The sequence below is a fragment of the Streptomyces sp. NPDC104381 genome (genome assembly GCF_055583745.1).
In genome coordinates this window covers 133,136-157,753 of record NZ_JBVJNK010000004.1, presented here as the reverse complement: position 1 = coordinate 157,753, position 24,618 = coordinate 133,136, and the positions used below count along the sequence as shown (strand labels likewise).

General features: G+C 72.6%; 20 protein-coding genes and 1 tRNA gene. 13 read left to right on the top strand and 8 right to left on the bottom strand.

The features are described 5' to 3' along the window. From ACZ607_RS14510 to ACZ607_RS14485, 6 genes are all read left to right on the top strand, one after another. Positions 1 to 987: a carbohydrate ABC transporter permease gene (locus tag ACZ607_RS14510; protein ID WP_469735059.1), complete on the top strand. Its 987-nt coding sequence runs from the start codon at positions 1 to 3 to the stop codon at positions 985 to 987. After that, positions 984 to 1,844 carry a carbohydrate ABC transporter permease gene (locus ACZ607_RS14505; RefSeq protein ID WP_469735058.1) on the top strand — a complete coding sequence of 287 codons (861 nt, stop codon included), beginning with the start codon at positions 984 to 986 and terminating at the stop codon, positions 1,842 to 1,844. The genes ACZ607_RS14510 and ACZ607_RS14505 overlap by 4 nt, the downstream gene beginning before the upstream one ends. An 80-nt stretch (positions 1,845 to 1,924) precedes the next feature. Next, a complete protein-coding gene (locus tag ACZ607_RS14500; RefSeq protein ID WP_469735057.1) occupies positions 1,925 to 3,127 on the top strand; it encodes a glycoside hydrolase family 1 protein in 1,203 nt (400 codons plus the stop codon). Between the two features lie 189 nt (positions 3,128 to 3,316). After that, positions 3,317 to 4,783 (top strand): glucoamylase family protein, encoded by a 1,467-nt coding sequence (locus ACZ607_RS14495; RefSeq protein ID WP_469735056.1) that lies wholly within the window; start codon positions 3,317 to 3,319, stop codon positions 4,781 to 4,783. A gap of 79 nt (positions 4,784 to 4,862) precedes the next feature. Continuing rightward, positions 4,863 to 6,941 carry a TPM domain-containing protein gene (locus ACZ607_RS14490; RefSeq protein ID WP_469735574.1) on the top strand — a complete coding sequence of 693 codons (2,079 nt, stop codon included), beginning with the start codon at positions 4,863 to 4,865 and terminating at the stop codon, positions 6,939 to 6,941. 102 nt (positions 6,942 to 7,043) lie between these two features. Beyond that, positions 7,044 to 7,757, top strand: coding sequence for a PspA/IM30 family protein (locus ACZ607_RS14485; protein WP_469735055.1), 714 nt, complete (start codon positions 7,044 to 7,046; stop codon positions 7,755 to 7,757). Positions 7,758 to 7,789: 32 nt separating this feature from the next. Here the strand turns inward: ACZ607_RS14485 and ACZ607_RS14480 are convergent, their stop codons facing one another. The 6 genes from ACZ607_RS14480 to ACZ607_RS14455 form a co-directional block, all read right to left on the bottom strand. Then, positions 7,790 to 10,372, bottom strand: coding sequence for a SpoIIE family protein phosphatase (locus ACZ607_RS14480; protein WP_469735573.1), 2,583 nt, complete (start codon positions 10,370 to 10,372; stop codon positions 7,790 to 7,792). Positions 10,373 to 10,565: 193 nt separating this feature from the next. Beyond that, positions 10,566 to 11,003 carry an ATP-binding protein gene (locus ACZ607_RS14475; RefSeq protein WP_469735054.1) on the bottom strand — a complete coding sequence of 146 codons (438 nt, stop codon included), beginning with the start codon at positions 11,001 to 11,003 and terminating at the stop codon, positions 10,566 to 10,568. 151 nt (positions 11,004 to 11,154) lie between these two features. Then, entirely contained in the window at positions 11,155 to 11,559 is a 405-nt protein-coding gene (locus tag ACZ607_RS14470; protein ID WP_469735053.1) for a (deoxy)nucleoside triphosphate pyrophosphohydrolase, read from the bottom strand. Between the two features lie 40 nt (positions 11,560 to 11,599). Further along, on the bottom strand, positions 11,600 to 11,782 hold the full coding sequence (locus ACZ607_RS14465) for a hypothetical protein (RefSeq protein WP_033298025.1): 183 nt from the start codon (positions 11,780 to 11,782) through the stop codon (positions 11,600 to 11,602). 203 nt (positions 11,783 to 11,985) lie between these two features. Continuing rightward, positions 11,986 to 13,707, bottom strand: a complete 1,722-nt coding sequence (locus ACZ607_RS14460; RefSeq protein ID WP_469735052.1) for a purine-cytosine permease family protein — start codon at positions 13,705 to 13,707, stop codon at positions 11,986 to 11,988. Between the two features lie 202 nt (positions 13,708 to 13,909). Next, positions 13,910 to 14,662 (bottom strand): GntR family transcriptional regulator, encoded by a 753-nt coding sequence (locus tag ACZ607_RS14455; protein ID WP_469735051.1) that lies wholly within the window; start codon positions 14,660 to 14,662, stop codon positions 13,910 to 13,912. 163 nt (positions 14,663 to 14,825) lie between these two features. Here ACZ607_RS14455 and ACZ607_RS14450 point away from each other — a divergent pair, with 163 nt between their 5' ends. After that, positions 14,826 to 15,944, top strand: coding sequence for a threonine synthase (locus tag ACZ607_RS14450; protein WP_469735050.1), 1,119 nt, complete (start codon positions 14,826 to 14,828; stop codon positions 15,942 to 15,944). Between the two features lie 15 nt (positions 15,945 to 15,959). On the opposite strand, the gene ACZ607_RS14445 is transcribed toward ACZ607_RS14450, so the two are convergent. After that, complete coding sequence (locus tag ACZ607_RS14445) at positions 15,960 to 16,442, bottom strand: cupin domain-containing protein (protein WP_469735049.1); 483 nt, start codon at positions 16,440 to 16,442, stop codon at positions 15,960 to 15,962. Positions 16,443 to 16,532: 90 nt separating this feature from the next. Here ACZ607_RS14445 and ACZ607_RS14440 point away from each other — a divergent pair, with 90 nt between their 5' ends. From ACZ607_RS14440 to ACZ607_RS14420, 5 genes are all read left to right on the top strand, one after another. After that, on the top strand, positions 16,533 to 19,154 hold the full coding sequence (locus ACZ607_RS14440; protein ID WP_469735048.1) for a discoidin domain-containing protein: 2,622 nt from the start codon (positions 16,533 to 16,535) through the stop codon (positions 19,152 to 19,154). After that, positions 19,145 to 19,218, top strand: a tRNA-Trp gene (locus tag ACZ607_RS14435). The genes ACZ607_RS14440 and ACZ607_RS14435 overlap by 10 nt, the downstream gene beginning before the upstream one ends. 54 nt (positions 19,219 to 19,272) lie before the next feature. Beyond that, positions 19,273 to 21,165 (top strand): SMI1/KNR4 family protein, encoded by a 1,893-nt coding sequence (locus tag ACZ607_RS14430; RefSeq protein WP_469735047.1) that lies wholly within the window; start codon positions 19,273 to 19,275, stop codon positions 21,163 to 21,165. A gap of 163 nt (positions 21,166 to 21,328) precedes the next feature. Next, the gene (locus ACZ607_RS14425; RefSeq protein ID WP_469735046.1) at positions 21,329 to 22,174 is read left to right on the top strand and encodes an SDR family oxidoreductase; all 846 of its coding nucleotides are present in this window, start codon (positions 21,329 to 21,331) and stop codon (positions 22,172 to 22,174) included. 405 nt (positions 22,175 to 22,579) lie between these two features. Beyond that, entirely contained in the window at positions 22,580 to 22,783 is a 204-nt protein-coding gene (locus ACZ607_RS14420; RefSeq protein WP_469735045.1) for a hypothetical protein, read from the top strand. A 361-nt stretch (positions 22,784 to 23,144) separates the two neighbouring features. On the opposite strand, the gene ACZ607_RS14415 is transcribed toward ACZ607_RS14420, so the two are convergent. Further along, entirely contained in the window at positions 23,145 to 23,759 is a 615-nt protein-coding gene (locus ACZ607_RS14415; RefSeq protein ID WP_469735044.1) for a TetR/AcrR family transcriptional regulator, read from the bottom strand. 219 nt (positions 23,760 to 23,978) lie between these two features. Here ACZ607_RS14415 and ACZ607_RS14410 point away from each other — a divergent pair, with 219 nt between their 5' ends. Next, the gene (locus ACZ607_RS14410; protein WP_469735043.1) at positions 23,979 to 24,560 is read left to right on the top strand and encodes a hypothetical protein; all 582 of its coding nucleotides are present in this window, start codon (positions 23,979 to 23,981) and stop codon (positions 24,558 to 24,560) included. Positions 24,561 to 24,618 lie beyond the last annotated feature (58 nt).

Here is a 24,618-nt window from a genome sequence, read left to right as displayed (position 1 = left end):
ATGGGCACCACGACCGTACGGGCCGCACAGCCGGCCGAGGTGAAGAAGGGCCCCGGGGCGCCTCCGCCCGGGGCCGGGCGGGACGGGCCGGGGCGCCGGAAGCGCTCGATGGGCGTACAGAACGCGGCGGGCTGGCTGTTCTCCACCCCGTTCCTCGTCCTGTTCACCGTCTTCATGGCGTTCCCGATCCTCGCCACGCTGCTGATGAGCTTCACGGACTTCGGGCTGCGCAACGTCACGCGCCCGTGGGAAGCGAACTTCATCGGCTTCGAGAACTACACCGAGCTGTTCGGCGACGAGAAGTTCCTGACGTCCCTCTTCAACACGGCGTACTTCGTCGTGGTGGGCGTCCCGCTGACGATCGCCCTCGGGCTGGTCGTCGCCGTGCTCCTGAACAACGGGATCGACCGGGCGAGGACCTTCTTCCGGGTCGGCTTCTACGCCCCGGTGGTCACCACGATCGTGGCGGTCGCCGTGGTGTGGCGCTTCGTCCTGGACCCGAGCGACGGGCTCGTCGCCGGCCTCTTCTCCGAAGTGGGCCTCACCGCGCCGGACTTCCTCGGTTCCGAGGCGCTGGCCATGCCGTCGATGATCGCGATGGCCGTCTGGCGCAACGTCGGCACGGTCATGGTGCTCTTCATCGCGGGCCTCCAGGCCATCCCGACCGAGGTCCGGGAGGCGGCGCGGCTCGACGGCGCCGGGGTGTGGCAGGAGTTCCGCGGGATCACGGTCCCGCTGCTGCGCCCCACACTGCTCTACGCCACGGTGATCACGACGATCGGCTATCTCAACGTCTTCGAGGAACCGTTCGTGATGACGCAGGGCGGCCCCTCCGACTCCACGCTGACCGTGTCGCTGAACATGTACCGCGAGGGCTTCAACTTCTTCCACATGGGCTACGCGAGCGCCATGGCGTACGTCCTCTTCGTGGTGATCATGGGCATCACGGTGCTGCAGCTCCGACTGCTGAAGGACAACACCAAATGACCGTCGGCCGAGCACCCGCGCGTCCGGGCGCGTCCCGGAACCTGAAGAGCCCTCTGGTCTACGTCCTGCTCTCGCTGGGCCTGCTGATCATGTCGGCGCCGTTCCTCTGGATGGCGCTCTCGTCCTTCAAGACCACGAGCGAGCTGTCCGCCAGTCCCCCGGTGTGGATCCCCACCGAGTGGACCCTGGGCAACTTCCGGGAGCTGCTGGACAAGCTGGACCTGCCGCTCTACTTCATGAACTCCGTGATCGTGGCGGTACTGGTCACCGTCTCGAACCTGGTGTTCTGCTCGATGCTCGGGTACGCCCTGGCCAAGCTGAGGTTCGCCGGCCGCGACAAGATCTTCGGCGTGGTCCTGGGCGCGCTGATGGTGCCGGGGAACCTGATGCTGCTGCCGCTGTTCGTGCTGATGAGCAAGCTCCGGCTGATCGACTCGTACGCGGGTCTGGTGCTGCCGTTCGCGGCCGGGGCGTTCGGCGTCTTCCTGATGCGGCAGTTCATGCAGTCGATCCCGGACGAGCTGCTGGAGGCGGCCCGGATGGACGGCGCCGGCGAGTGGTACATCTTCTGGCGGATCGTCATGCCGCTGGTGAAGCCCGCCCTCGCGACGCTCTCGATCTTCACCTTCCTCGGCTCCTGGAACAACTTCGTCTGGCCGCTGATCGCGACCAACGACCCGGACAAGTACACGCTCCCGGTCGCCCTCGCCACGTTCGCGACCGACCCCAACAAGGCGGGCGGCTCCAACGGCATGCTGATGGCCGGGGCCTTCCTCGTCGTCCTGCCGGTGCTGATCCTCTTCATCGCCCTGCAACGGCACTTCACCCAGGGCATCGCCACGGCGGGCATGAAGTAGCCCGCCCGCCCCACGTACGTACACGAGGCCGCACCCCACCCCGCGGCCGCACCCCTTCACGCACAGAAAGACACTCCGCGATGACGCACGCCCCTGTCCCGTTCCCCGAAGGCTTCCTGTGGGGCGCCTCCACCGCCGCCCACCAGATCGAGGGCAACAACACCAACAGCGACTGGTGGGTCAAGGAGCACTCCACCGGCACCCACATCCAGGAGCCCAGCCTGGACGCCTGCGACAGCTACCACCGCTGGCGCGAGGACATGGACCTGCTGGCGTCGCTCGGCTTCACCGACTACCGCTTCTCGGTCGAGTGGGCCCGGATCGAGCCCGTCGAGGGACGGTTCTCCCGTGCGGAGCTGGCCCACTACCGCCGCATGGTCGAGGGCGCGATCGCCCGCGGGCTGCGCCCGATGGTCACCCTGCACCACTTCACCGTGCCGCAGTGGTTCGAGGCGCGCGGCGGCTGGACGGCCGACGGCGCCGTCGAGCTGTTCGCCCGGTACGTCGCGGCCTGCGCCCCGGTGATCTCCGAGGGCGTCAGCCATGTCTGCACCATCAACGAGCCGAACATGATCGCGGTGATGGCCGGCCAGGCCAAGCGCGGCGACATCGGCTTCCCGCCCGCGGGGCTGCCCACCCCCGACGACGAGACCACCGAGGCCGTCATCGCGGCGCACCACGCGGCCGTGAAGGAGGTCCGGGCACTCGACGCCGGGATCCAGGTCGGCTGGACCATCGCCAACCAGGTCTACCAGGCGCGTCCTGGCGCCGAGGACGTCACCGCCGCCTACCGCCACCCGCGCGAGGACGTCTTCATCGAGGCCGCCCGGGGCGACGACTGGATCGGCGTCCAGTCCTACACCCGTACGGAGATCGGCCCCGACGGCCCGGTCCCCGCGTCCGACGAGGTCGAGCGGACGCTGACGCAGTGGGAGTACTACCCCGCCGCCGTCGGGCACGCCCTGCGCCACACCGCCGAGGTCATCGGCACCGGCATGCCGCTGATCGTGACGGAGAACGGCATCGCCACCGCCGACGACACCCGCCGCGTCGCCTACTACACGGGCGCGCTGAACGAGGTGGCCGCCGCGATCGAGGACGGGCTGAACGTCCGGGGCTACCTGGCCTGGAGCGCCCTGGACAACTACGAGTGGGGCTCCTTCACCCCGACCTTCGGCCTCATCGGCATCGACTGGGAGACGTTCGAGCGGACCGCCCGTCCCTCCGCCGAGTGGCTGGGCTCCCTCGGCCGCTCCCGCGAGCTGCCCCGCATCGCCGGTTGAGGCGGCGGCCGGCGGAGCCCGCCGGCCGCCGCACCGGGACCGGCCCCGGAACGGGGAGCGCCTGACGGCTTCCCTCCGGCGGGGGAGCCGCCGCCACCTGACCTGCGGCGGCTCCCCCGCCACCCCGCCCGGACACGTCCGGGCCGCACCGTGACCGACGATGACCCCGACCCTTCCCGAGAGGTTCCGATGGACCGTCGCACGTTTCTCACCGCAGCCGGGGCGGGAGCCGCCGCCCTGTCGGCCGGAGCCCTCACCGCTCCGTACGCCACCGCCGCGCCGGCCGCCCGCACCGGCTCCGGACAGCTGCTGACCTGGTTCGCCGACACGTACCGCTCGATCGAGGCGATGACGACCGGCCTCGGTCTCACCGCGGACAAGATCGACGTCAGCGGCGCCGCACCCGTCGTCTCCCGCCAGACCTCACCCACCAACATCGGCTGCGGACTCTGGTCAGCGGTCGCCGCCGGAGGGCTCGGCGTGATCAGCGGGGCCGCGTTGCTCCGCACCCTGGAACGCACCGTCTCCGCCGTCGAGAAGCTGGAGCGCCATCACGGCTTCTGGCTCAACTGGTACGACGCGCACGACGGTTCGGTGCTGACGGAGTGGCCCGGCACCGGAGACCCGGTCCGCCCGTTCCTCTCCTCGGTCGACAACGCCTGGCTGGTCACGGGTCTGCGGATCGCCGCCGACGCCGCCCCCTCGCTCCGCCCCCGCATCGCGCGGATCCTCTCCACCGCCGACTGGTCGTACTACTACACGCCGTACGACCCGTCCGATCCCGTGGCCGGTCCCGGGCAGCTGCGCGGCGGCGTCTGGACCGACACGGAGGAGCCCACCCCTCACCACTACGGGGCCCTCAACACCGAGCCCCGGATGGCCAGTTACCTCGGCATCGCGGACGGCTCGCTGCCCCCGGAGCACTACTGGCACCTGCTGCGCACGATGCTGCCCGAGCACGAACAGGAGCAGCACCCGGGTGGTGCGTACGCCGTGGTCGACGGGGTGCGTGTCTGGCGGGGCCACTACACCCACGGCGGGCGGAAGCTCGTCCCCACCTGGGGCGGCTCGATGTTCGAGGCGCTGATGGTGCCGCTGTTCGTCCCCGAGCCGGAGTGGTCGCCGCGGTCCTGGGGCCGCAGCCATCAGCGGTACGTCCGCGGCCAGATCGAGCACGGCCTGGAGGAGGCGCGGTACGGCTACTGGGGCTTCTCCCCCGCGAACGTCCCCGAGGGCGGCTACCAGGAGTACGGCGTCGACGCGCTGGGGATGCAGGTCGACGGCTACGCGTCCAACACGGACCGTACGTACACCACGGACGGCGCGCCCCTGCCGGACCCGTCGGCGTTCACCAACGGTGTCGTCACCCCGCACGCCTCGTTCCTCGCGCTGCCGTACGCCGGCCGGGAGGCGGTGGCCAACCTCCGGGCGCTGGAGCGTGACTTCGGCGCGTACCACGAGGGCTACGGCTTCCGGGACTCGGTGAACGTGGACACCGGGCGGGTCAGCGACTTCATGCTGGCGCTCGACCAGGGCATGATCGTCGCCGCGCTGGCGCAGGCCCTGAAGCCGGGGCTGCTCCAGCGGCCGTTCCGGACGGGCGGCTTCCGGTCGCGGGTGCGTCCGCTGCTCGAAGCGGAACGCTTCGGCATCTGACCGCTCCGGCGCCGGGTCGCGGGCGGCAGTGGGCGGACATAGCCTCCGGAATGTGACGCCGCCTGCGAGCCGTACCGGGATGTCCCGGCCTTCGATACCCGGCAGGGTCCTCGTCGCCGCCCTGACAGCGGTGCTCTGGATCGCCCTGCCGGGCGCCGGCGGTGCCCGGGCCGAGGACCCCGTCACCCTGTCCCGTGACGGGCAGATCACCGACAAGGTGGACGCGCTCGGAGACCGTGAGCGGCAGACCGCAGCCGCACTCGACCGTCTGTTCGACGAGCAGCGGGTGCAGTTGTTCGTGGCGTACGTCCGTGACTTCTCCGGCCGCGACGCCCAGACCTGGACCGACGAGACCGCGAACCGCAACGGCCTGGGCCAGGATGACGTGCTGCTCGCCGTGGCCACGCACGACCGGCGGTACGCCTACTCGGTCGACCGGGGCTCCCGCCTCACCGACGCCCAGCTCCGGGACGTGGCGAACACGGCGATCGAACCGGCGCTCCGGCAGAACGACTGGGCCGGGGCCGCGATCGGCGCCGCCGACGGCTACGCCGCGGTGCTCGCGGGCGACCCCGTGCCGGCCCCCGCGCTCACCCCGGGCGCCGCGGACCCCGGGGAGGGCTCCGGAGGCTCGTCGGCCGGACTGATCCTGCCCCTGGCCCTGGTCGTCGTGGTGGTGGCCGTCGCCGCCCTCACCTTCGCCCGCCGCAGACGCCGTACGAGCACCCGTACGACTCCGGCCGCGGGCGGCTGGGGTGCCGGCGCGGGGGCGGCCGGCGAGCCGCCGGTCCCCCTGCCCGACCTGGACGCACGGGCGAAGGGCGACCTGGTCGACACGGACGACGCCGTGCGGACCAGCGAGGAGGAGCTCGGCTTCGCCACGGCCCAGTTCGGCGAGGAGGCCGCGGCCCCGTTCGCCGAGGCCGTCCGGTACGCCCGCTCCCAGCTGACCGCCGCCTTCCGGCTGCGGCAGCAGCTGGACGACGCCTTCCCCGAGGACGACGCGACACGGCGCCGCATGCTCGACGAGATCATCAGCCGCTGCCGGGACGCCGATGAGCACCTGGACGCCGTGTCCGAGGACTTCGACCGGCTGCGTTCCCTCGAACAGACCGCCCCGCAGGCGGTGGCCACCGCCGAGACCGCCTACCGCACCCTGACGGAGCGCGTCGCCGCCGCACAGGCGTCCCTCGGCGCGATGCGGGAGCGGTACGCCGAGTCGGCGGCCGCTCCCGCCGCCGGGGACCTCGAACAGGCGAAGGACCGGCTGACGTTCACCACGTCCACCCTCAACCAGGCGCGCGAGGCGGTGGACAGCGGCGACCACGCCCGGGCCGCGGTGTACGTCCGCGCCGCCGAGGGGGCGATCGACCAGGTGACCACCCTCGTGGACGCGGTCGACCGGCGGGCCGGGGAGCTGGCCGAGGCCGCGGACCGGCTGCCGGGCGCGCTCACCGAGGCGGAGACGGATCTGGCCGACGCCAGGGGCCTGCTGGGCGGCACCCCGGAGGGGGTGCCGACCGCGGACCTGCGGGGCCGGGTGGCCCGGGCCGAGGCGGTGACCGGCGATGTGCGGAACGAGATCGGCGCCGGACCGTACGACCCGGTCGACGCGCTGCGCCGGGTGGAGGAGGCCGACGCGGCGCTGGACGAGGCGCTGGCCGGGGCCCGGGAACAGGAGCGGGGCGGCCGGCGCGCACGCTCGCTGCTGGACCAGGCGATGCTCACCGGGCGGGCGGCGATCGGCGCCGCCGCCGACTACATCACCACCCACCGGGGCGCGGTCGGCAGCCAGGCCCGCACCCGGCTCGCGGAGGCCCAGCGGCGCTGGGAGAGGGCCCGGGAGCTCTCCGAGGGCGACGACCCGCAGGCCGCGCTGGCCGAGGCGCAGCAGGCGGACGCGCTGGCCACGCAGGCGCGGAGCCTGGCCGAGCAGGACGTACGCGTCTACCGCGACCGGAGCGGATTCGGCGGTCCGCGCGGCGGAGGCGGGGCCGGCGGCGCCGTGCTGGGCGGCATCATCCTCGGCGGACTGCTCGGCGGCGGCGGGCGGCGCGGAGGTCTCGGGGGCGGGTTCGGCGGCGGGTACGGCGGGGGTCCGGGCAGCTTCGGCGGCGGGGGGACCCGCGGCCGGCGCGGCGGCGGGGGCCGCTTCTGACACGGGCCGCGCGCGTACGACGGGATCTCCCCCGGAGGGACTTCACCCGGGGGACTTCGCACACGGGACTTCGGCACAAGGATTCGTACAAGGAGAGGTGTCATGACCAAGCAGACCATCCTCGGCCGCGTCACCCAGCTGGCGCGGGCCAACATCAACGCCCTGATCGACCAGGCGGAGGACCCGCAGAAGATGCTGGACCAGCTGATCCGCGACTACACCGCCAACATCGCGGAGGCCGAGCAGGCGGTGGCCGCGACCATCGGCAACCTCAGGCTGATGGAGGAGGACCACCGCGAGGACGTCGACGCGGCCAGGGAGTGGGGCCAGAAGGCGCTGGCCGCGAGCCGGAAGGCCGACGAGCTGCGCGCCGGGGGTTCGGGCGCGGAGGCCGACACGTTCGACAACCTCGCCAAGGTCGCGCTGGGCCGGCAGCTCCAGTCGGAGCAGGAGGCGAAGACGGCCGAGCCGACGATCGCCTCGCAGACGGTGGTGGTGGACAAGCTGAAGTCCGGCCTCGACCAGATGAAGAACAAGCTGACCCAGCTGAAGTCCAAGCGCGACGAGCTGGTCGCCCGCGCCGCGTCCGCGCAGGCGCAGAACCGGATGATGGACGCCGTGAAGAGCATCGACGTCATGGACCCGACGAGCGAGCTGGGGCGCTTCGAGGACAAGGTGCGGCGCGAGGAGGCGCGGGCGGTCGGCAAGCAGGAGCTCGCCGCTTCCTCCCTGGACGCCCAGTTCGAGCAGTTGGACAGCCTCGGGGAGAGCGCGGAGATCGAGGCCCGGCTCGCCGCCCTGAAGTCCGCTTCCTGACCGGGGGCGGGCCACCTGCCCGCCCCGCCCGGTCAGTACATGCTCAGCAGCTGCTCCACGGAGAGCTCGGCGGCGGGCGCCCCGTCGGGCAGGGCCAGCTCGAACCAGACCGTCTTGCCGCGCGGGGTGCGCCGCGAACCCCAGGCCGCGCTGAGCAGGCCCACCAGTTGCAGCCCGCGGCCGCCCTCGTCGGTGTCGCGTGCGCGCCGGCGGCGCGGCTGGACGAGGCCCGCGTCCCACACCTCGCAGACGAGCGTACGGTCGCGGAGCAGCCTGAGCCGGATCTCGCCCTCGCCGTAGCGCAGGGCGTTGGTGACGAGTTCGCTGACGAGCAGTTCGGTGGTGTCCACCAGGTCGTCCAGGTCCCAGGCGGTGAGCTGTTCGCGGGCCAGCTCGCGGGCGCGGCCGACCGAGCGGAGCTCGCGCGGGAGGCGCCAGTCGCCCACCGCGTCCGGGGCGAGCCCCTGGATACGGGCCATCAGCAGGGCGATGTCGTCCTCGCCGTGCCGGGTGTCGAGGGTCGTCAGCACGTGGTCGCAGACGTCTTCCAGCGGCTGGGACGGTTCGGCGAGGGCCCGCCGGAAGGCGTCGAGGCCCTCGTCGAGCGGATGGTCGCGGGACTCGACGAGCCCGTCGGTGTACAGCGCGAGGAGGGCGCCCTCCTTGAGCTCCACCTCGACCTCCTCGAAGGGCTCGCCGCCGACGCCGAGCGGCATGCCCGGGGGTACGTCGAGCAGCAGGGCGGGCTCGCCCGGTTCGGCGACGACCGGGGGCAGATGGCCCGCGTTGGCGAAGGTGCAGCGCCGGGTGACCGGGTCGTACACCGCGTAGACGCAGGTCGCCAGATACACCTCGGAGAGGTCGGCCTCGCGTGACTTGTGGGCGGCGCGCGAGGGCCACTGGGCTCCGCCGCCCGCGCCGAAGCCGTCGCTCCGCTCGCCGCCTCCCGGGGTGCCGAGTCCCCGGGCGACCTCGTCGAGGGCGGAGAGCACCTCGGCGGGTTCCAGGTCCAGGAGGGCCAGTGTGCGTACGGCGGTGCGCAGTTCGCCCATGGCGACGGCCGCCCGCAGCCCACGGCCCATCACGTCGCCGACGACCAGGGCCGTGCGGTGGCCGGGGAGTTCGATCACGTCGAACCAGTCGCCGCCGACCTCGGTGGCGGTGTTGCCGGGGAGGTAGCGGCAGGCGATGTCCAGGCCCGCGGCCTCGGGGTCGCCCGGGGGCAGCAGGCTGCGCTGGAGGATGAGCGCCCGCTCGTGCTCCCGGCGGTAGAGGCGGGCGTTGTCGATACAGACCGCGGCGCGGGCGGCGAGCTCGGTGGCCAGCGCCCGGTCCCGCTCGCCGAAGGACTCGCTGCCCTTGGTGCGGGAGAACTGGACGAGGCCGACGACGACGTCGTGGGCGACCATCGGCACGGCGAGGGTGGAGTGGACGAAGCCCCGCTCGTCGCCGGGCACGTCCTCGACGCGGCCGGTGCGCAGGGCGACGGCGCAGGGCGAGTGGAACGGGTAGCGGTGCACCGAACCGAGCGCGGGCGGGCCGGTGTCCCCGCCGTCCTCCGCGCCGCTTCCGGTGCCGGCGGCGGAGTAGACCTCCGGGAGGGCGTCGGAGACGGCGCTGGCATGGGCGACGCGGCGCAGCTCCGCCGAGCCGGTGCCGGCTTCCTGGTGGTACCTGCCCCAGCTGGTGGGCGAGGCCTCCTCGCCGGTGAGCAGCCCCTGGTAGAGGTCGACGGAGGCGAGGTCGCAGAAGCCGGGCACGGCGACGTCGAGCAGCTCCCTGGCGGTGGTCTCCAGGTCGAGGGAGTTGCCGATGCGCGCGCTGGCCTCGTTGAGCAGGGCGAGGTTGCGGCGGGCGCTGGCCGCCTCCCGGGCGGCGATGTGCCGCTGCGTGACGTCGGTGGCGAGTCCGGCGATGCCGACGGGACGTCCGGCGCCGCTGTGCACCCGGTAGAGGTTCATGGACCAGTGGCGCCGGCCCGTGGTGCCGGGCGGGGTGCCGACGAGCTGGAGGTCGGTGACGGCGTCACCGGTCTCCAGGACGCGCCGGAGCGTGGCGGAGAGGCGTTCGGCCTCCGGGCGGGCCAGGTAGTCGTCCACCGTGCGGCCGCGGTGGTCGTCGGCCTCGCCGCCGAAGACGGTGGCGAACCGCTTGTTGGCCCGTACGACGGTGAAGTCGGTGCCGAAGAGCACGAAGCCGAAGGGAGATTGGCCGAAAATCGCCTGCGAGGCAGCCAGGTCCGTCTCGATGCGGCGCAGCGCCCTGACGTCGACGACGATGCACAGCGCGGCGCGCTCCCCGGTCTCCGTCTCGCTCGGCATGACGTAGATCTCCGCGAGCCCGCGGACCGCGTTCTCGCCGGGGATCCGGAACGGGACGAGGCCCGTCCACTCCTTGCCGTCGAGGATCTCGCTCACCGCGCGGTGGGCGTCCGGGCGCAGCTCGGCGGGCATGAACGCCTCGACCGGGTCTCTGCCCACCACCTCGGCGGAGGACATGCCGAACAGACCGGCGGCCCTCCGGCTCCACTGCTCGATCAGGCCGTCGGCCCCGATCGAGAACGATGCGACCCTGATGTAGTCATAGATCGAGCCGGGCGGGCTGCTCTGCCACATGACGTCGCCCGCCGTCCCAGGTATCTCGCTCACGCGACCGTCCCCTCCAGCTCACACACCGGACCGGTCCTGCCCGCAGTATTCAGCACTACGGGCCTCACCGGCACGGCGTTCACGATCACAGCACGGTCTCAGTCCCTTTCAGCCAGGTCCTGCCCGACCTCCGGTGATCGCTGTGCGTCCCTTCCCACTCCTAACCAGGCAGAGGGAGCTCGAACCACACGGTCTTGCCACCATTTCCGCGCCGGGTCCCCCAGCGGCGCGCGGAACAAGCCACGAGCTGCAGCCCACGGCCGCCCTCGTCCTCGGGTCCGGCCGTGCGTTCGGTGGGCGGATCCGGAACCGGATCGGAGACCTCCACCAGCAGCCCCTGGGGCTCGGCACCCCTGTCCGGCCCCTCGCCGTCGGGATGCGGCCACCTCAGCCGGACCCCGATGGGGCCGGAGGCGTAGCGCAGGGAATTGGTCACCAGCTCGCTGACCAGCAGTACGGCGACGTCGCCCACCGTCGCGTCGAACCCCCACTGGTGCAGTGCGTCACGGACCGCGTGCCTGGCGCTGCGCACGGAGCCCGGCACCGCCGGAAAGCTCCACTCGGCGCAGTCGCCTTCGGTATCGGTCACGCCGATCACTTCCCGGAGCCGGCAGCGGGGGATGTGCCCTCTCGAAGGGCTTGATCGGCACATACCCGATATTCAGAGCAACCTATCGCAGACGGCGCACTATGGGGCGTACGGGTGCATCTCTAGCGCCGTGCCGTCCAGGCGTCCCGCTGACCGCCGGTCAGGCGCGCGAGGCCTCCCGCAGGCGGCGTACGGCTTCGGCCACGGCGGGGCGGTCCTGGTCCAGCCAGTCGACGGTGTCCGTCTCCTCCGGCGCGAGCCAGCGCAGCTCGTCGTGGTCCTCCAGCGGGCTGGGCTCGCCCGACAGCAGCCGGACCGTCCACACCCGCAGCACGTAGCCGGGCTTCAGCGGCCACTCCCCCGGGATGCGCTCCAGGGGCTCGGCCTCCACGCCCAGCTCCTCCCGCAGCTCCCGTACGAGCGCCTGCTCGCCGGTCTCCCCCGGCTCCTGCTTGCCGCCCGGCAGCTCCCAGCGTCCGGCCAGCTCGGGCGGGGCGCTGCGGCGGGCGGCCAGGAGCCGCCCGCCGTCACAGACGGCCCCGGCCACGACCACGGAATCACTCATGTGCCGGAGCGTAGCCGGTGGCCCGTGCCCGTCCGCGCCCCTACGGGCGCGCGCTCCGGCTCGTTCGCTCCACCCAGTAGAGCTGTTTGTGTCCGTGACGGTCCAGGCCGTCGGCGATCTTCTGTGCCTCGTCCTGCGTCGCATAGCGCCCGACGCGGTACCTGTTGCCGTTGTCGTCCTGTCTGATCACCAGCCAGGGAAGTACGGCACCGCTGTCCGTCATGACGTTCCTCCCCAGCATCCCGCCCCTCTCCCCCACGGCGTGCACGTCTCTAAGGATCCCCAGGAAACCGCAGTACGCATATGCCCGAGCGTACGCCTGACCTTCACTCAGCGGATGCGTGTTTGCACAAAGAGACACGCATCCGGCCATACCCAAGGGGGCGCATCCACCGAATGCGCCCCCTTCCGGCCCTCTCCGGCGCGTCAGCCGGCCGGTGTCCGTACGACCGGGAACGGCATCAGCACCGGGCCGGCCGCGGGGTCCTTGCGGCAGGCGTCCCCGCACTCCTGGTCCAGCGAGCAGCACAGGGAGCAGATCGGGCCCGACCTGACCGGGCAGTCCGCGATGTCCGGCAGCTCGTAGGCGGTCTCGCACACCGCGCAGGTGTGGGTGGCGGTGATGTCGGCGATCTCGACGTCCGGGCCGTTCACCGGGTTCGGCCGGGCCAGGTAGTACTTCCCCTTCGTCAGCCAGGCGATCAACGGGCACAGGACCAGGGACAGTCCGGCCGCGATGAAGGTCGAGAACGCCTCGGCGTACCTGCCGAAGAGACCGAAGAAGGCCAGGATCGAGACGGTCGACGCGATCACCATCGCCCCGAAGCCGGCCGGATTGACGGCGTGCAGATAGGCACGCTTGAACTCGATGTAACGGGGGCTCAGGCCGATCCGCTTGTTGATGACGAGGTCGGCGGCGACGGCCGCGATCCAGGCGATGCCCACGTTGGAGTAGAAGCCCAGCAGCTTGTTCAGGGCCGCGAACATGTTCATCTCCATCAGCGTGAGCGCGATGGTGAGGTTGAGGAAGATGTACCAGACCCGGCCGGGGTGCCGGTGCGTGATCCGGGAGAAGAAGTTCGACCAGGACAGCGAGCCGCTGTAGGCATTGGTCACATTGATCTTGATCTGGGAGACGATCACGAAGAGGGCGGCGGCCGGGAGCGCGAACGAGCCGAGCCACGGCTTCAGCGCCTCGATCTGCGGGGCGATCGGCTCCAGCGCGTGCGTCCTGCCCACCGCCTCCAGCGCGACGAAGGCGAGGAACGCGCCCCCGAGCTGCTTCGCCGCCCCGATGACGACCCAGCCGGGGCCGGCGGCGAGCACGGCGAGGTTCCAGCGCCGCTTGTTGGCCTCGGTCCTGGCGGGCATGAAGCGCAGGTAGTCGGCCTGTTCGCCGATCTGGGCGATGAGCGAGAGCGCGACGCCCGTGCCGAGCCCGAAGGCGATCCAGGAGAAGCCCGGCCGGGCCCCCTCCGTGCCCGTGAACGAGCTGAACGCGCCCCAGGAGCCGGGGGCCTCGACGGCGAGCACCACGAAGGGCAGCACCATGCCGATGATCCAGACCGGCTGGGTCCAGGCCTGCACCTTGGCCAGCGCGCCCATGCCCCGGAACACGATCGGGATGACGATCAGCGTGGTGACGAGATAGCCGGCCTCGACGGGGAGACCGACGGCCTGGTGCATGGCCTGCGCCATGATCGAGCCTTCGAGCGCGAAGAAGATGAAGGTGAAGGACGCGTAGATCAGCGAGGTCAGCGTCGAACCGAAGTAGCCGAAGCCGGCCCCGCGGGTGACCAGGTCCATGTCCAGGCCGTACTTCGCGCAGGCCCGGGCGATCGGGATGCCGGTGAGGAAGATGATCGTCGCCGCGGCCAGGATCGAGGCGAGCCCGCTGGTGAATCCGTAGGTGAAGACGATCGACGCACCGATCGCGAAGTCGGCCAGATACGCGATGCCCCCGAGCGCGGTCCCCGCGACCGTGGAGGGCGACCAGCGCCGGAAGGAGTGCGGCGCGTAGCGGAGGGAGTAGTCCTCGCGGCTCTCGTCGGCGGCGAGCGCGGCGTAACTGCGGCGGGGCGCCCGGGGTGCCTCCTGCGGCGCCCGGCCAGGCGCTTCGCCCGTCGTGGGCGTGGCGATGTCCGTCATCGGTGACTTCCCGTTCGTCGGTCCGGTGTGCGGTGACGAACGGGAAGGTAGGACTTGAACATGACAAGCTGTCACGGCGTGCGATTGCCCGCCGGTTACGTGCGGAGCGGGCCCGTTAACTCCGTATCACCCGGGGCGGACAAGCCGTCGCTCCCAGCGGTCACCACAGCCGTCCCACCTGTCACCCCACCCTGGGCGGTGCTCACTTGACCGGCAGATGGTAGGCAATCCGGTAGCGGTCGGCGGGGACGACCACATCGGCCGTCTCGACGGCCAGCCCCGAGGCGTAGTACGTCCGGCCGATCACCATGACCACATGGCCCGGCACACCGCCGAGCGCCAGGAGCTCCTCCGCCAGGCCGGGGCGCGCGCCGACCTCCTCCGCCACGTTGTCCACGACGATGTCGATCGCCGCCATGCGGTCCACGACTCCGCAGCCGCCCAGCGGGCCCTCCTCCGGCAGCATCACCGGTGTGCGGCCCGTGACGGCGAGGGGCTCCCAGGACGTGGACAGCATCATCGGCTCGCCCGACTCCCGGAAGACGTACCGCGTGCGCATCACCCGGTCGCCCGGCTCGATCCCGAGCCGCTCGGCGATCTCGGCGCTCGCCCCCTCCTGCTCGCTGCGGGACTCCCAGGTCCCCCGCGCCCCTTCCGCCGTCTGCTCCTGACGGAACGGCGTGGTGCCGGGGCCCGCCCGGTAGCCGGAGCGGGCGATCGGGCGCGGGACCGGACGCGCGCGCACATAGGTGCCCGAGCCCGACCGCCCCTCGACCAGGCCCTCGGCCATCAGCACCTTGCGCGCCTCCAGGGCCACGGTGTCCGAGACCCCGTACTCCTCGCGGATCCGGGCCTGTGACGGCAGGCGGGTATGGGGCGGCAGCGCGCCGTTGACGATCTTCTCCCTGAGATCGCTCGCCACGCGCAGATAGGCGGGCTGCTCACCGAAAGGCACAGGCCACTCCCAACAGGTTGACAGACAGCAACAGCGTCGCAACCGTGGGTTGAGAACCGCAAGCGCGGGCCAGAGTTTCACCCGATGTGATGATTCCCTGGCCACCGGCGCATACCCGACCGTGTGCGCACCGGTATGCGGGCTCCCGGAATAGGTTTGCTCCATGGCCGAGACACCTATGCCCACCGCGACCTATGTCTGCCCCCGGGACGGGGCGCGTGCCGACAGCTCCACGACGGCCTGGTGCTGCCCGGCCTGCGGCGGCCCCTGGGACCTGGACACCGGGCCGCTCCCGCCCGTCCGGGCCGGCGCGCTGAGCACCCGCGTCAATTCCCTGTGGCGGTACGAGGAGGCCCTCCCGCTGGCCGCCCCCGCGGTCTCCCTGGGGGAAGGGCGCACCCCTCTCGTCGCCCTCACGGACCAGGTCTCCGCCAAGCTCGACTATCTGATGCCGACGCTCTCCTTCAAGGACCGGGGCGCGGTCATGCTCGCCGAACTGGCCCGCAGGATCGGCCCCGACCGGGTCGTCGCGGACAGCAGCGGCAACGCGGGGACGGCCGTCGCCGCGTACTGCGCCCGCGCCGGACTGCCCTGCACGGTGTACGTCCCCGAGGGCACCTCCGCCAAGAAGACCGAGCAGATCCGCGCCCACGGCGCCCGCCTGGAGACCGTGCCCGGAGGCCGGGAGGCCACGGCCGCCGCCGCCCGCGCCGCCGCCGGAGCGCCCGGCACCTTCTACGCCTCGCACGTCTTCAACCCGTACTTCCTGCACGGCACCAAGACGTACGTCTACGAGATCTGGGAGGACCTGGGCGGCACCCTGCCCGACGCGCTCGCCGTACCCGTCGGCAACGGCACGCTGCTCCTGGGTGCCGCCCTCGCCACCGCGGAGCTCCTCGCCCACGGCCTGATCGACCGCCGCCCGGCCCTCGTCGCCGTACAGGCCGAGGCCGTGTCCCCGCTGGCCGCGGCGTTCCGGGCGGGGGCCGACCGGCTGCCGGACGATCCCTCGGACCGGGTGCGGCCCACGCTCGCCGAGGGGATCGCCATCCCCCGGCCGCCGCGCGCCCGGCAGATCCTCGCCGCGGTCCGGGAGTCGGGCGGCACCTTCCTGACGGTGACGGAGGACCAGATCCGGGCGGCGCAGGAGGACCTGGCCGCGCGCGGCTTCTTCGTGGAGACCACCGGGGTCGCCTGCTGGGCGGCCGTCGGCGGGGTGAAGGACCGGAGCGTGGTCGTCCCGCTCTGCGGGGCCGGGCTCAAGACGGGCCTCGTGCCGTAGCGGCCGGGGAAGGTCTCAGCCCGTCCAGTACGTGTCGTGCTTGAAGAAGAACTCCGCCCGCTCCTTCTCCGGCCAGTCGGAGACCTGCCCGACCTTCTCGAAGTACTCCTCGCGGGGCGCTCCCGGGGTGAAGAGCAGCAGCATGGAGGCGGGTTCGTCGGAGTCGTTGCGGAAGGCGTGCAGGCCGCCCTGGGGCACGTACAGGAAGTCGCCCTCGGTGGCGTCGACCCATCGCTCGCCGTCGTAGATCCGGACCGTCCCGCCGAGGATGAAGAACGACTCCGAGATCGACCGGTGGAAGTGCTCGGCGGGGCCGCCCGCCCTGGGCGCCATGTTGATGCGGTACAGCCCGAACTCGCCGTGCGTCGACTCCGCCGTGGCCAGGTAGTGGGTGTTCCCGCCGCTGCGTGTCAGCAGATGCGGGACGGTGTCCGCCGGACGGTACGTCGCACTGATCTCGCCCGCGCCGTCCGTGTAGACGGGTTCCGGATAGGACATGCCGCTCTCCCTGCCCCCGGTCCTGGACCGGGCCGCTCGTCCCGCGCGCCGGTACCGCACCGGCGGCGTCGTCTTCCCTACCTTCGTGGGGTGAGCCTCACGCGCATCTCTCTCCTGGCGCCGTTGACCGCGGGCGCGCTGATCCTCCCCCTGCCGCCCCTCTCGTACGCCGAGGGTCCCGCCCCGGCGCCTGTGTGCGGCAGGACGGAGACTCCCTCCGACGCCTCCTGGGCACCGACGTCCACCACCTTCGGCGAGGCCGCCGGGTACGACCCCTATGTCGGGAACGGCTACCTGGGCCACCGGGTGCCCGCCACCGGCGCCGGATACGCCGCCACGGGCGAGAAGACGGGGTGGCCCCTCTACACCCCACGGTACGACGGTGCCTTCGTGTCGGGGCTCTACGCCCGGGACGAGGGCCTGGCCGGGGGCCGCGAGGTGATCGCGGCGCTGCCGTCCTGGTCCACGCTCGACGTACGCGTCGGCTCCGAGACCTACGGCTCCGCCACCCCCGCCGGCCGTGTCTCCCGCTACCGCCGGACCCTGCACCTGCGCTGCGGTGTCGTGGTCACGTCCCTGCGGTGGACCACGGCCGACGGCCGCGCGACCGACCTGACCTACGAAGTGCTGGCCGACCGCTCCGACGTCCACACCGGCGCCGTACGCCTGCGCATGACCCCACACTGGAGCGGCACCGCGACGGTCACGGGCCGGCTGGACGGGCGCGGGGCGCGCCGGGTCACGGTCGCCGGCGACGGCACGTTCCGGACGCTCGGCACCGGGACGGAGGGGGCGATCGTCCAGCGGGGCACGGACGGTGCGCGCACCACCCGGGTCAGGGCCGGCCGCTCGTACACCTTCGAGAAGTACGTGGGCGTGGACACCGCCCTGACCTCCCGCACCCCGCTCGTCTCCGCCGGCGCGGCGGCGGACCGCGCGGTGCGGCGCGGCTGGTCCCGGGTCCTCGCGGACAACGCGGCGGCCTGGCGCGAGGCCTGGGCGTCCGACGTCAGGACCCCGGGCAGCCCGGACCTCCAGGCATGGCTGCGGGCCGCGCAGTACGGGCTGCTCGCCAGCACCCGGCCCGGCTCCTCGGACAGCATCGCCCCGGCCGGGCTGACCAGCGACAACTACGCCGGCATGGTGTTCTGGGACGCCGAGACCTGGATGTATCCGGGGCTCCTCGCGACCCGCCCCGAGCTGGCCCGCTCGGTCGTCGAGTACCGCTACCGCACCCGGGGCGCCGCCCGCGCGAACGCCGAAAAGCTGGGCTACGAAGGGCTGTTCTACCCCTGGACGAGCGCGAGCAAGGGGCGCCTGGACTCCGAGTGCCAGAGCTGGGACCCGCCGCACTGCCTCACCCAGAACCACCTCCAGGGCGACATCGCGCTCGCCGTCTGGCAGTACTACCTGGCCACCGGGGACCGCGCCTGGCTGGCGGACCGGGGCTGGCCGCTGCTGAAGGGCATCGCCGACTTCTGGCAGTCACGCGCCACGGCCAACGCCGACGGCACCTGGTCGGTGAAGAACGTCGCGGGCCCCGACGAGTACAGCAACGGCGTCACCGACGGCGTCTTCACCAACGCGGTCGCCGCCACCGCCCTGCGCCACGCCACCCGCGCAGCCGCCCTCCTCGGCCACCCGGCACCCGCCGGCTGGACCCGGGTCGCCGACGGGCTGCGCATCCCGTACGACGCCGAGCGGAAGCTGTTCCTCCAGTACGCCGGCTACAACGACTCGACGATCAAGCAGGCCGACACGGTGCTGCTGGTCTACCCGCTGGAGTGGCCGATGGAGGAGGGCGCCGCCGCCGCGACCCTCGACCACTACGCCGCCCGCACCGACCCGGACGGCCCCGCGATGACCGACTCGGTGCACGCGATCGACGCCGCCGCGATCGGGGAGCCGGGCTGCGCCACGTACACCTACCTCCGGCGCGCCGTGCGCCCGTTCGTCCGCGGTCCGTACAGCCTCTTCTCCGAGGCGCGGGGCGAGAAGTCCGGGGCCGAGGACCCGCTCTCGGGCTTCCCGGCCGAGGACTTCCTCACCGGCAAGGGCGGCTTCCTCCAGGTGTTCACGCACGGCCTGACGGGGCTCAGGCTGCGCGAGGACGGCGTACGCCTGGATCCGCTCCTGCCGCCGCAGCTGCGTACGGGCGTGGAGCTGACGGGGCTGCGCTACCGGGGGAGTACGTACGACATCTCCCTCGGCCCCCGGTCGACCACGGTCCGGCTGACGGCGGGCGCGCCCTTCACGGTCCACACCCCGGCGGGGCCGCGCCGCCTCTCCGGCGCTCTCACGCTCCCCACCCGCCGGCCCGACCTCGCCCCGACGACCGACGCGGCCCGCTGCCGCCCGGCGACGGCCACCTCCGAGGCCCCGGGCCTGTACGCCGAGGCGGCGGTGGACGGCAGCCCGGCGACCTCCTGGTCACCGGACGGCGCGACGGGCACGCTGACGGTGACCCTGCGTCAGGTGACCCGGATCGCCTCGCTGGAGCCCCGGTGGACGGACACCGCCCCGGCCTCCCACACCCTGGAGACCTCCCTGGACGGCCGCACCTGGCACCCGTACCACCCGGGCGATCCGGCCCGCCGGGTCAGGCTGACGGTGCGCTCCGAGGACGCGGGGAAACCGGCGGGGGTAAGTGAACTGGCCGTCGGTACGGGCGAACAGACGGTTGTTAGCATGCCGGGCCGGGCGGAGCCGTAGCGCAGAGGTCGTCGCGCCGGTCTCCACAACCGCGAGGACGCCGGTTCGAATCCGGTCGGCTCCGCCTGGAACCCGGGCGCAGGCGGCGTTGTCGGTGCCGGGTGGCAGCATCCCAGCCATGAGCGATGAGACTTTCGACTGGCACGACTTCCTGGGCCGTTGGCAGGAGGAGTGGGTTCCCGGCGAGGACGACGAGCCGGACGACGAGTCGCCCCTCGCCGGCCCGGCCCGCCCCGGAGCGGGCGAGGCCGCGATCGCCGCGGCCGAGAGACGGCTGGGGCAGCGACTGCCGCCTTCCTACCGGGAGTTCCTGGCCGCGAGCGACGGATGGCGCGTGGAGCAGACGGCCGCGATCCATGAGCTCGGAGGTGCCGCGGACATCGACTGGTTCCATGATCCGCACGGCTTGACCCCGCTGTACGAGGAGAACCTGGGCGACAGCCCGCGCGAGGAGGAGACCCTGCTCGCCGGCATGTGGCGGCGGGCGCTCCGGCTGGAGACGGAGTCCGACATGTCGTCGGCCCTGCTCGACCCGGGCGACCGGGACCAGGACGGCGAGTGGGCGCTCTACGTGTACAAGGGCTGGAGCGGCGAATACCCGGACCGCTACCCGTCGTTCCGCGCGTACATGGAGGCCATGTACCGCGGTTTCCACGCGGACCGGGCGGCGATGCCGGGCTTCGTGAACGCGACCACCCGCGCCCAGGACGCCCACGTCGAGGAGGCCCGTCTGCTGGCCCTGCGCGGCCGGTACGAGGAGTCCCTGGCCCTGCTGGAGGACGCGCGGTCCTTCGGACGGCCGCACAGCGCCGCCCTGCTGAACCAGCTCCAACATCTGCTGGCCCCGCAGAGTGCCCGGGACCACGGCCTCCTGGTGGCCGACCCGAGCTGTCTGCCCGAGATCCTCCCCGTGCAGGCCATGGAACCGGCGCGCGGCGAGTGGCGGCTGGGCGGGGACGACCACTGGCTCGGCATGATGGCCGCCCGCGGGGTCCCCCGGGAGGCCGCCGAGTCCGTACTGGGTGCGATGCGCGACGGCACCCATCGCTACGCGCCTCCCGGTCCGTGGGGCCGGGCCGTCACCGAGGCCCGGGAGTCGGCCCGCTGGGGCGCGACCGACGCCGCGTGGCGGGTGCTGCGGGCGGCGCTCCCTCTGTGGGAGGCGCCCGACCCCTGGCTGATCGCCCCGATCGGCCTGCTCGCCGATCCGTTCCTGGGGTCGCTGATCACCCCGGAGCGCGGGCGGGAGATCCTCGCGACGCCTCGGTCCGGGGAGAAGGGCCCCGCTCCCGAGCCGGTGCCCGATCTCGATCCGCCGGGTCTCGCCTGGCTGACGGAATCCGATCCGTACCGGCAGGCGCCCGACGGTTTCCGCTGTGTCTGGGCCGAGGAGGTCGATCCCGCCCGCCTGCCGGGTCTGATCGGCGAGGAGGGCTCGGTGCTGGGCCCTCCCACGGACCAGAGCTGGGGACGCTGGCGGCAGGCGGCCTCGGCCGGCGCGCGGGAGCACGCGGAACCCTGGGAGGACCGGGCCCCGGTCGCCGTCGGCCGTACCGCCGACGGGTGGGCCTTCGCCTTCGACCGCGAGCCCGGGTATCTGAACGAACGGTTCGTGTCCCCCGCCCCGGCCGCCTCCGCGTCCGGCCGCGCGGTGGTCGTGTGGCACGATCCGGGCCGCCCGGACCTGGATGGCCGCCCGCCCGTGTTCCACCTGTCGGTGGCCGAACAGGGCGCGGAGCTCTACGCGTTCACCGTGCGGGGTACGGAGATCCAGCGCTCCGGCGCGATACCGGAGGCCCTGGACCCGGCACGGCTGTTCCTCCCGGACGCCACCGACCCGGACAACGGACTGCGGGCGCTGGGGGCGCTGCACACCGTGCTCGGGCTGTCCCTGCCGCGCTTCGCACTGACCCGCGGTCGCCTCCGCACCTTCGTCACCCGTTCCTGGGCCAGGGCGCCGCGCGAGGGGGAGAGTTTCGCGTACATCCGCTTCGGGCGGGGCCTGTCCTGACCCCGGCCCCCGCGCGCCCGCCCTCGCCCTCGCCCTCGCCCTCGCCCTCGCCCTCGCCGCGAGGGTGACCGGAATGTCCGCACTCCGCGCATAGGGTGCGGCGGGTACGGGCTGGTCAGGACAGCGGGCGCGCCGGGGTCCCGGCGCGGAGAGGCGTGACGACGTGACAGGACCGATTCTCATCACCGGCGCGGGCAGCGGCTTCGGCAAGGAGGTGGCCCTGCGCCTCGCCGCGGCCGGGCACGAGGTGATCGCGGGGGTGGAGATCATCGCCCAGGTCAGCGCGGTACGGGCCGACGCCCGCGAGCGGGGCGCCGAGCTGCGGGTCGAGAAGCTGGACGTGACCGATCCGGGCGACCGGGAGAACGCCTGGTCCTGGGACGTCGAGGTGCTCCTCAACAACGCCGGCGTCTCCGAGGGCGGCGCGACCGCCGACATCCCGGAGCAACGGCTGCGCCGCCAGTTCGAGGTGAACGTCTTCGGGACCGTGCTGCTCACCCAGGGCATCGCCCGCCGGATGGCGGCCCGCCGCAGCGGGCGGATCGTATTCATGTCCTCGGTCGCCGGTCTCACCGTCGATCCGTTCACCGGCGCCTACGCGGCCTCCAAGCACGCGGTGGAGGCGTTCGCCGACGCGCTCGACCAGGAACTCGCGGAGTTCGGGGTCACGGTCGCGACCGTGAATCCGGGCCCCTTCCTCACCGGTTTCAACGACACCATGTTCGAGACGTGGAAGGAATGGCGCGACAACCCGGCCGACCGCCTCTTCGACTACGGCCGGCTCGCTTTCCCGCACGAGCAGTACGATCCCGAACCGGTCCACCGGAGGACCGTCGAGGTCCTTCTGGGCGAGGACCGCCGCTACCGGCATCTGCTCCCCGCCGAAATGGAGCCGCAGGCCCGCGCGCAGGTGGACGCGCAGTGGGACCGGCAGCTCAACGACGGCCGCCGCCCCGCCCTCGTACAGAAGGCGTACGACACCGAGCCCGGCACACCGGTCGGGCACTGACCTGGGGTCGGGGAGGCTCCTCCGGGCCCTTCTGCGGCGGATCTCCACACGGCGCACGCAGGTGGGCCCACCGGTGACGGCCGTTCTCTCCACGCGGCGGGAACGACCGCCACCGGCACGGGGAATGTCCCGTTCGCGGCGGATCAGGAATACGGCCGGCGGAAATTCAGCCGTCCGGTCGGGTGAAGAAATCGCACCGGTCCATGAACCGATGTGACCGCCCTGCCCTTTCCGTGAGGAAGAGCAGGCCGAGGCACTTCCGGGCGGGTGGCCTCACGACGCACCCCCGTGCTTTCATCCTTCGCACCGCGGAAGCCGCCGTCGTGACAGCGGCGAAGAGGCCTTCTTTCCTGACGGAGCCGGCCTCCCGCGATTCGGAAGCAAAACGTGAAAGGAATTCACCTCATGAGCTCCGCCCCCCAGATACAGGCCCAGGAAATCTCCGACGCGGACCTGGACAACGTGTCCGGTGGCGCCTTCGCCGGCCTGGCCGGCGAGGTCTCCCTCGAGACGCCGCTCTCCTCGCTCTCCGCGGGATTCTCCGGCGCCCTCGGCGTCGACGGGCTGGGTGTCGCCGGGCTCGGCTCCACCTCCACGCTCTCGGCCTGAGCCGACTCCGAACCCGTATGCCCCGATGCCGGTCAGGCCGCGGGGCATAGCGGTCGTGGGGGCATGACGGCCGTGCGGCGCAGCAGCCGTGGGGCGCAGCAGCCGTGGGGCGCCGCAGCCGTGGGGCGCCGCAGCCGTGGGGCGCCGCGTTCACGTCCCACGATCACGCCCCCGGTGCTCGCGCGAGGAGCGGGCGCCGGATGGCGCGCGACAGGTCTCCGATGTGGACCGTACGACTCGACCGTGAGAACGCCGGCGAGTCCGGGAGGCTCCGCGCGCGTCGGCCGCCCCCGGACGACCCGTGTCAGGCCCGCGTCAGGCCTTCGAAACGGCCCGCGTCAGGCCCCGTGCCGGGCCCGCTTCAGGCCCGTGCCCCCGCGCCCTTCGGAGCGGGGCGCGTCTCCAACAGCCCCTCGACAGCCTGCAGGAAGGTCTCGGAGACGAGCTCCGGGTCGAAGAGGCAGCCGGCCGCCATGGCACCGTCCCGCAGCATCACGAGATGCCGGCCCGCCGCACCGGCGGGCGTGTGCCCCGCCTCCGCCAGCAACTCCGTGACGGTGTCCAGGAACCACTGACGATGGGCCAGCACGGCCTGGTGGATCGGGTGGGCGGGGTCGGGGTACTCGGCCACCGCGTTCAGGAAGGCGCACCCGCGGAATCCGGGTGACCTGATGCCCTCGGTGATGGACCGCCCGACGGCCCGGATCCGGTCCGCCGCCGGCGCGTCGCCGTCCTGCGCGGCCGCGACCTGTCCCCGGATCCCCTGGTCGGCCTGGTCGAGGTAAGCGAGGACGAGCTCCTCCTTGCCCGAGAAGTGCCGGTACAGCGTCGCCCGGGTCACCTGCGCCTCCGCGATGATGCGGTCGACGCCTACGGAGTGGATTCCCTCCGCGTAGAAGATCCGCGTCGCCGTACCGAGCAGCCTGGCTCGCGCCTCGGACGTGCTGCCGCTTCCGCTTCCTGTGCCCCGACTCATGCTCCCGAGACTACCAAACAGGTGAGGGAGAACGTTCGGTCTTGACAGGTGCCCGCTGGCGCCCTTTGATGGTGGCAAGAGACTGAACGTTCTCCCTCGCTACCGAACGTTCTCCCTCAGAGAGCGAACGTTCTCCCTCGCGCACCTCTCGCATGCCTTCCCTCTCGCACCCTCCGCGCGTCGACATCGATGCGCCCCCACCGAAAGGCACCGCACCCCATGAACACCTCCGTCAGCACCTCCGTCAGCCCCGGCACCGTCCCCGCCACCAGCGCCGCAACGGCTCTGCGGAAGCTGTATTTCCTGCGGTTCGCGTTCGCCGCCGTATGGGCCGGCCTGCTGTTCGCGACCGCCGACACCCTGGGTCCGCTGAGCGCGGCGCTGCTGGTGGTCTATCCCCTGTTCGACGTGGCCTGCGCGGTGGTGGACGCCCGGTCCGCGAGGGCGGGCGGCGGTCCGGTCCGCGGTCTGTACGTGAACATCGCCCTCAGCACCCTCACCGCCATCGGTCTCGCCGTCGCCGCCACGTCCGGCATCCCCGCCGTCCTGCGCGTCTGGGGCGTCTGGGCAGTCACGGCGGGCCTCGTCCAGCTCGTCGTGGGCGCCGTACGGCGTCGGCTGGGCGGCCAGTGGGCGATGATCGCCAGCGGTGCCATCTCCACCCTCGCCGGGGCGTCGTTCTTCGCGCAGGCGGGCGCGGACGGCGCCACGCTGAGCAATCTGGCCGGTTACGCCTTCCTCGGCGGCGTCTTCTTCCTGGTCTCCGCCCTCCGCCTCAAGCGCACCGGCGCGGACGCCTGACCCGCTCCCGCGCCGCACCGGCGCGGACGCCTGATCCGCTCGCCGCGCCTCCTCCACC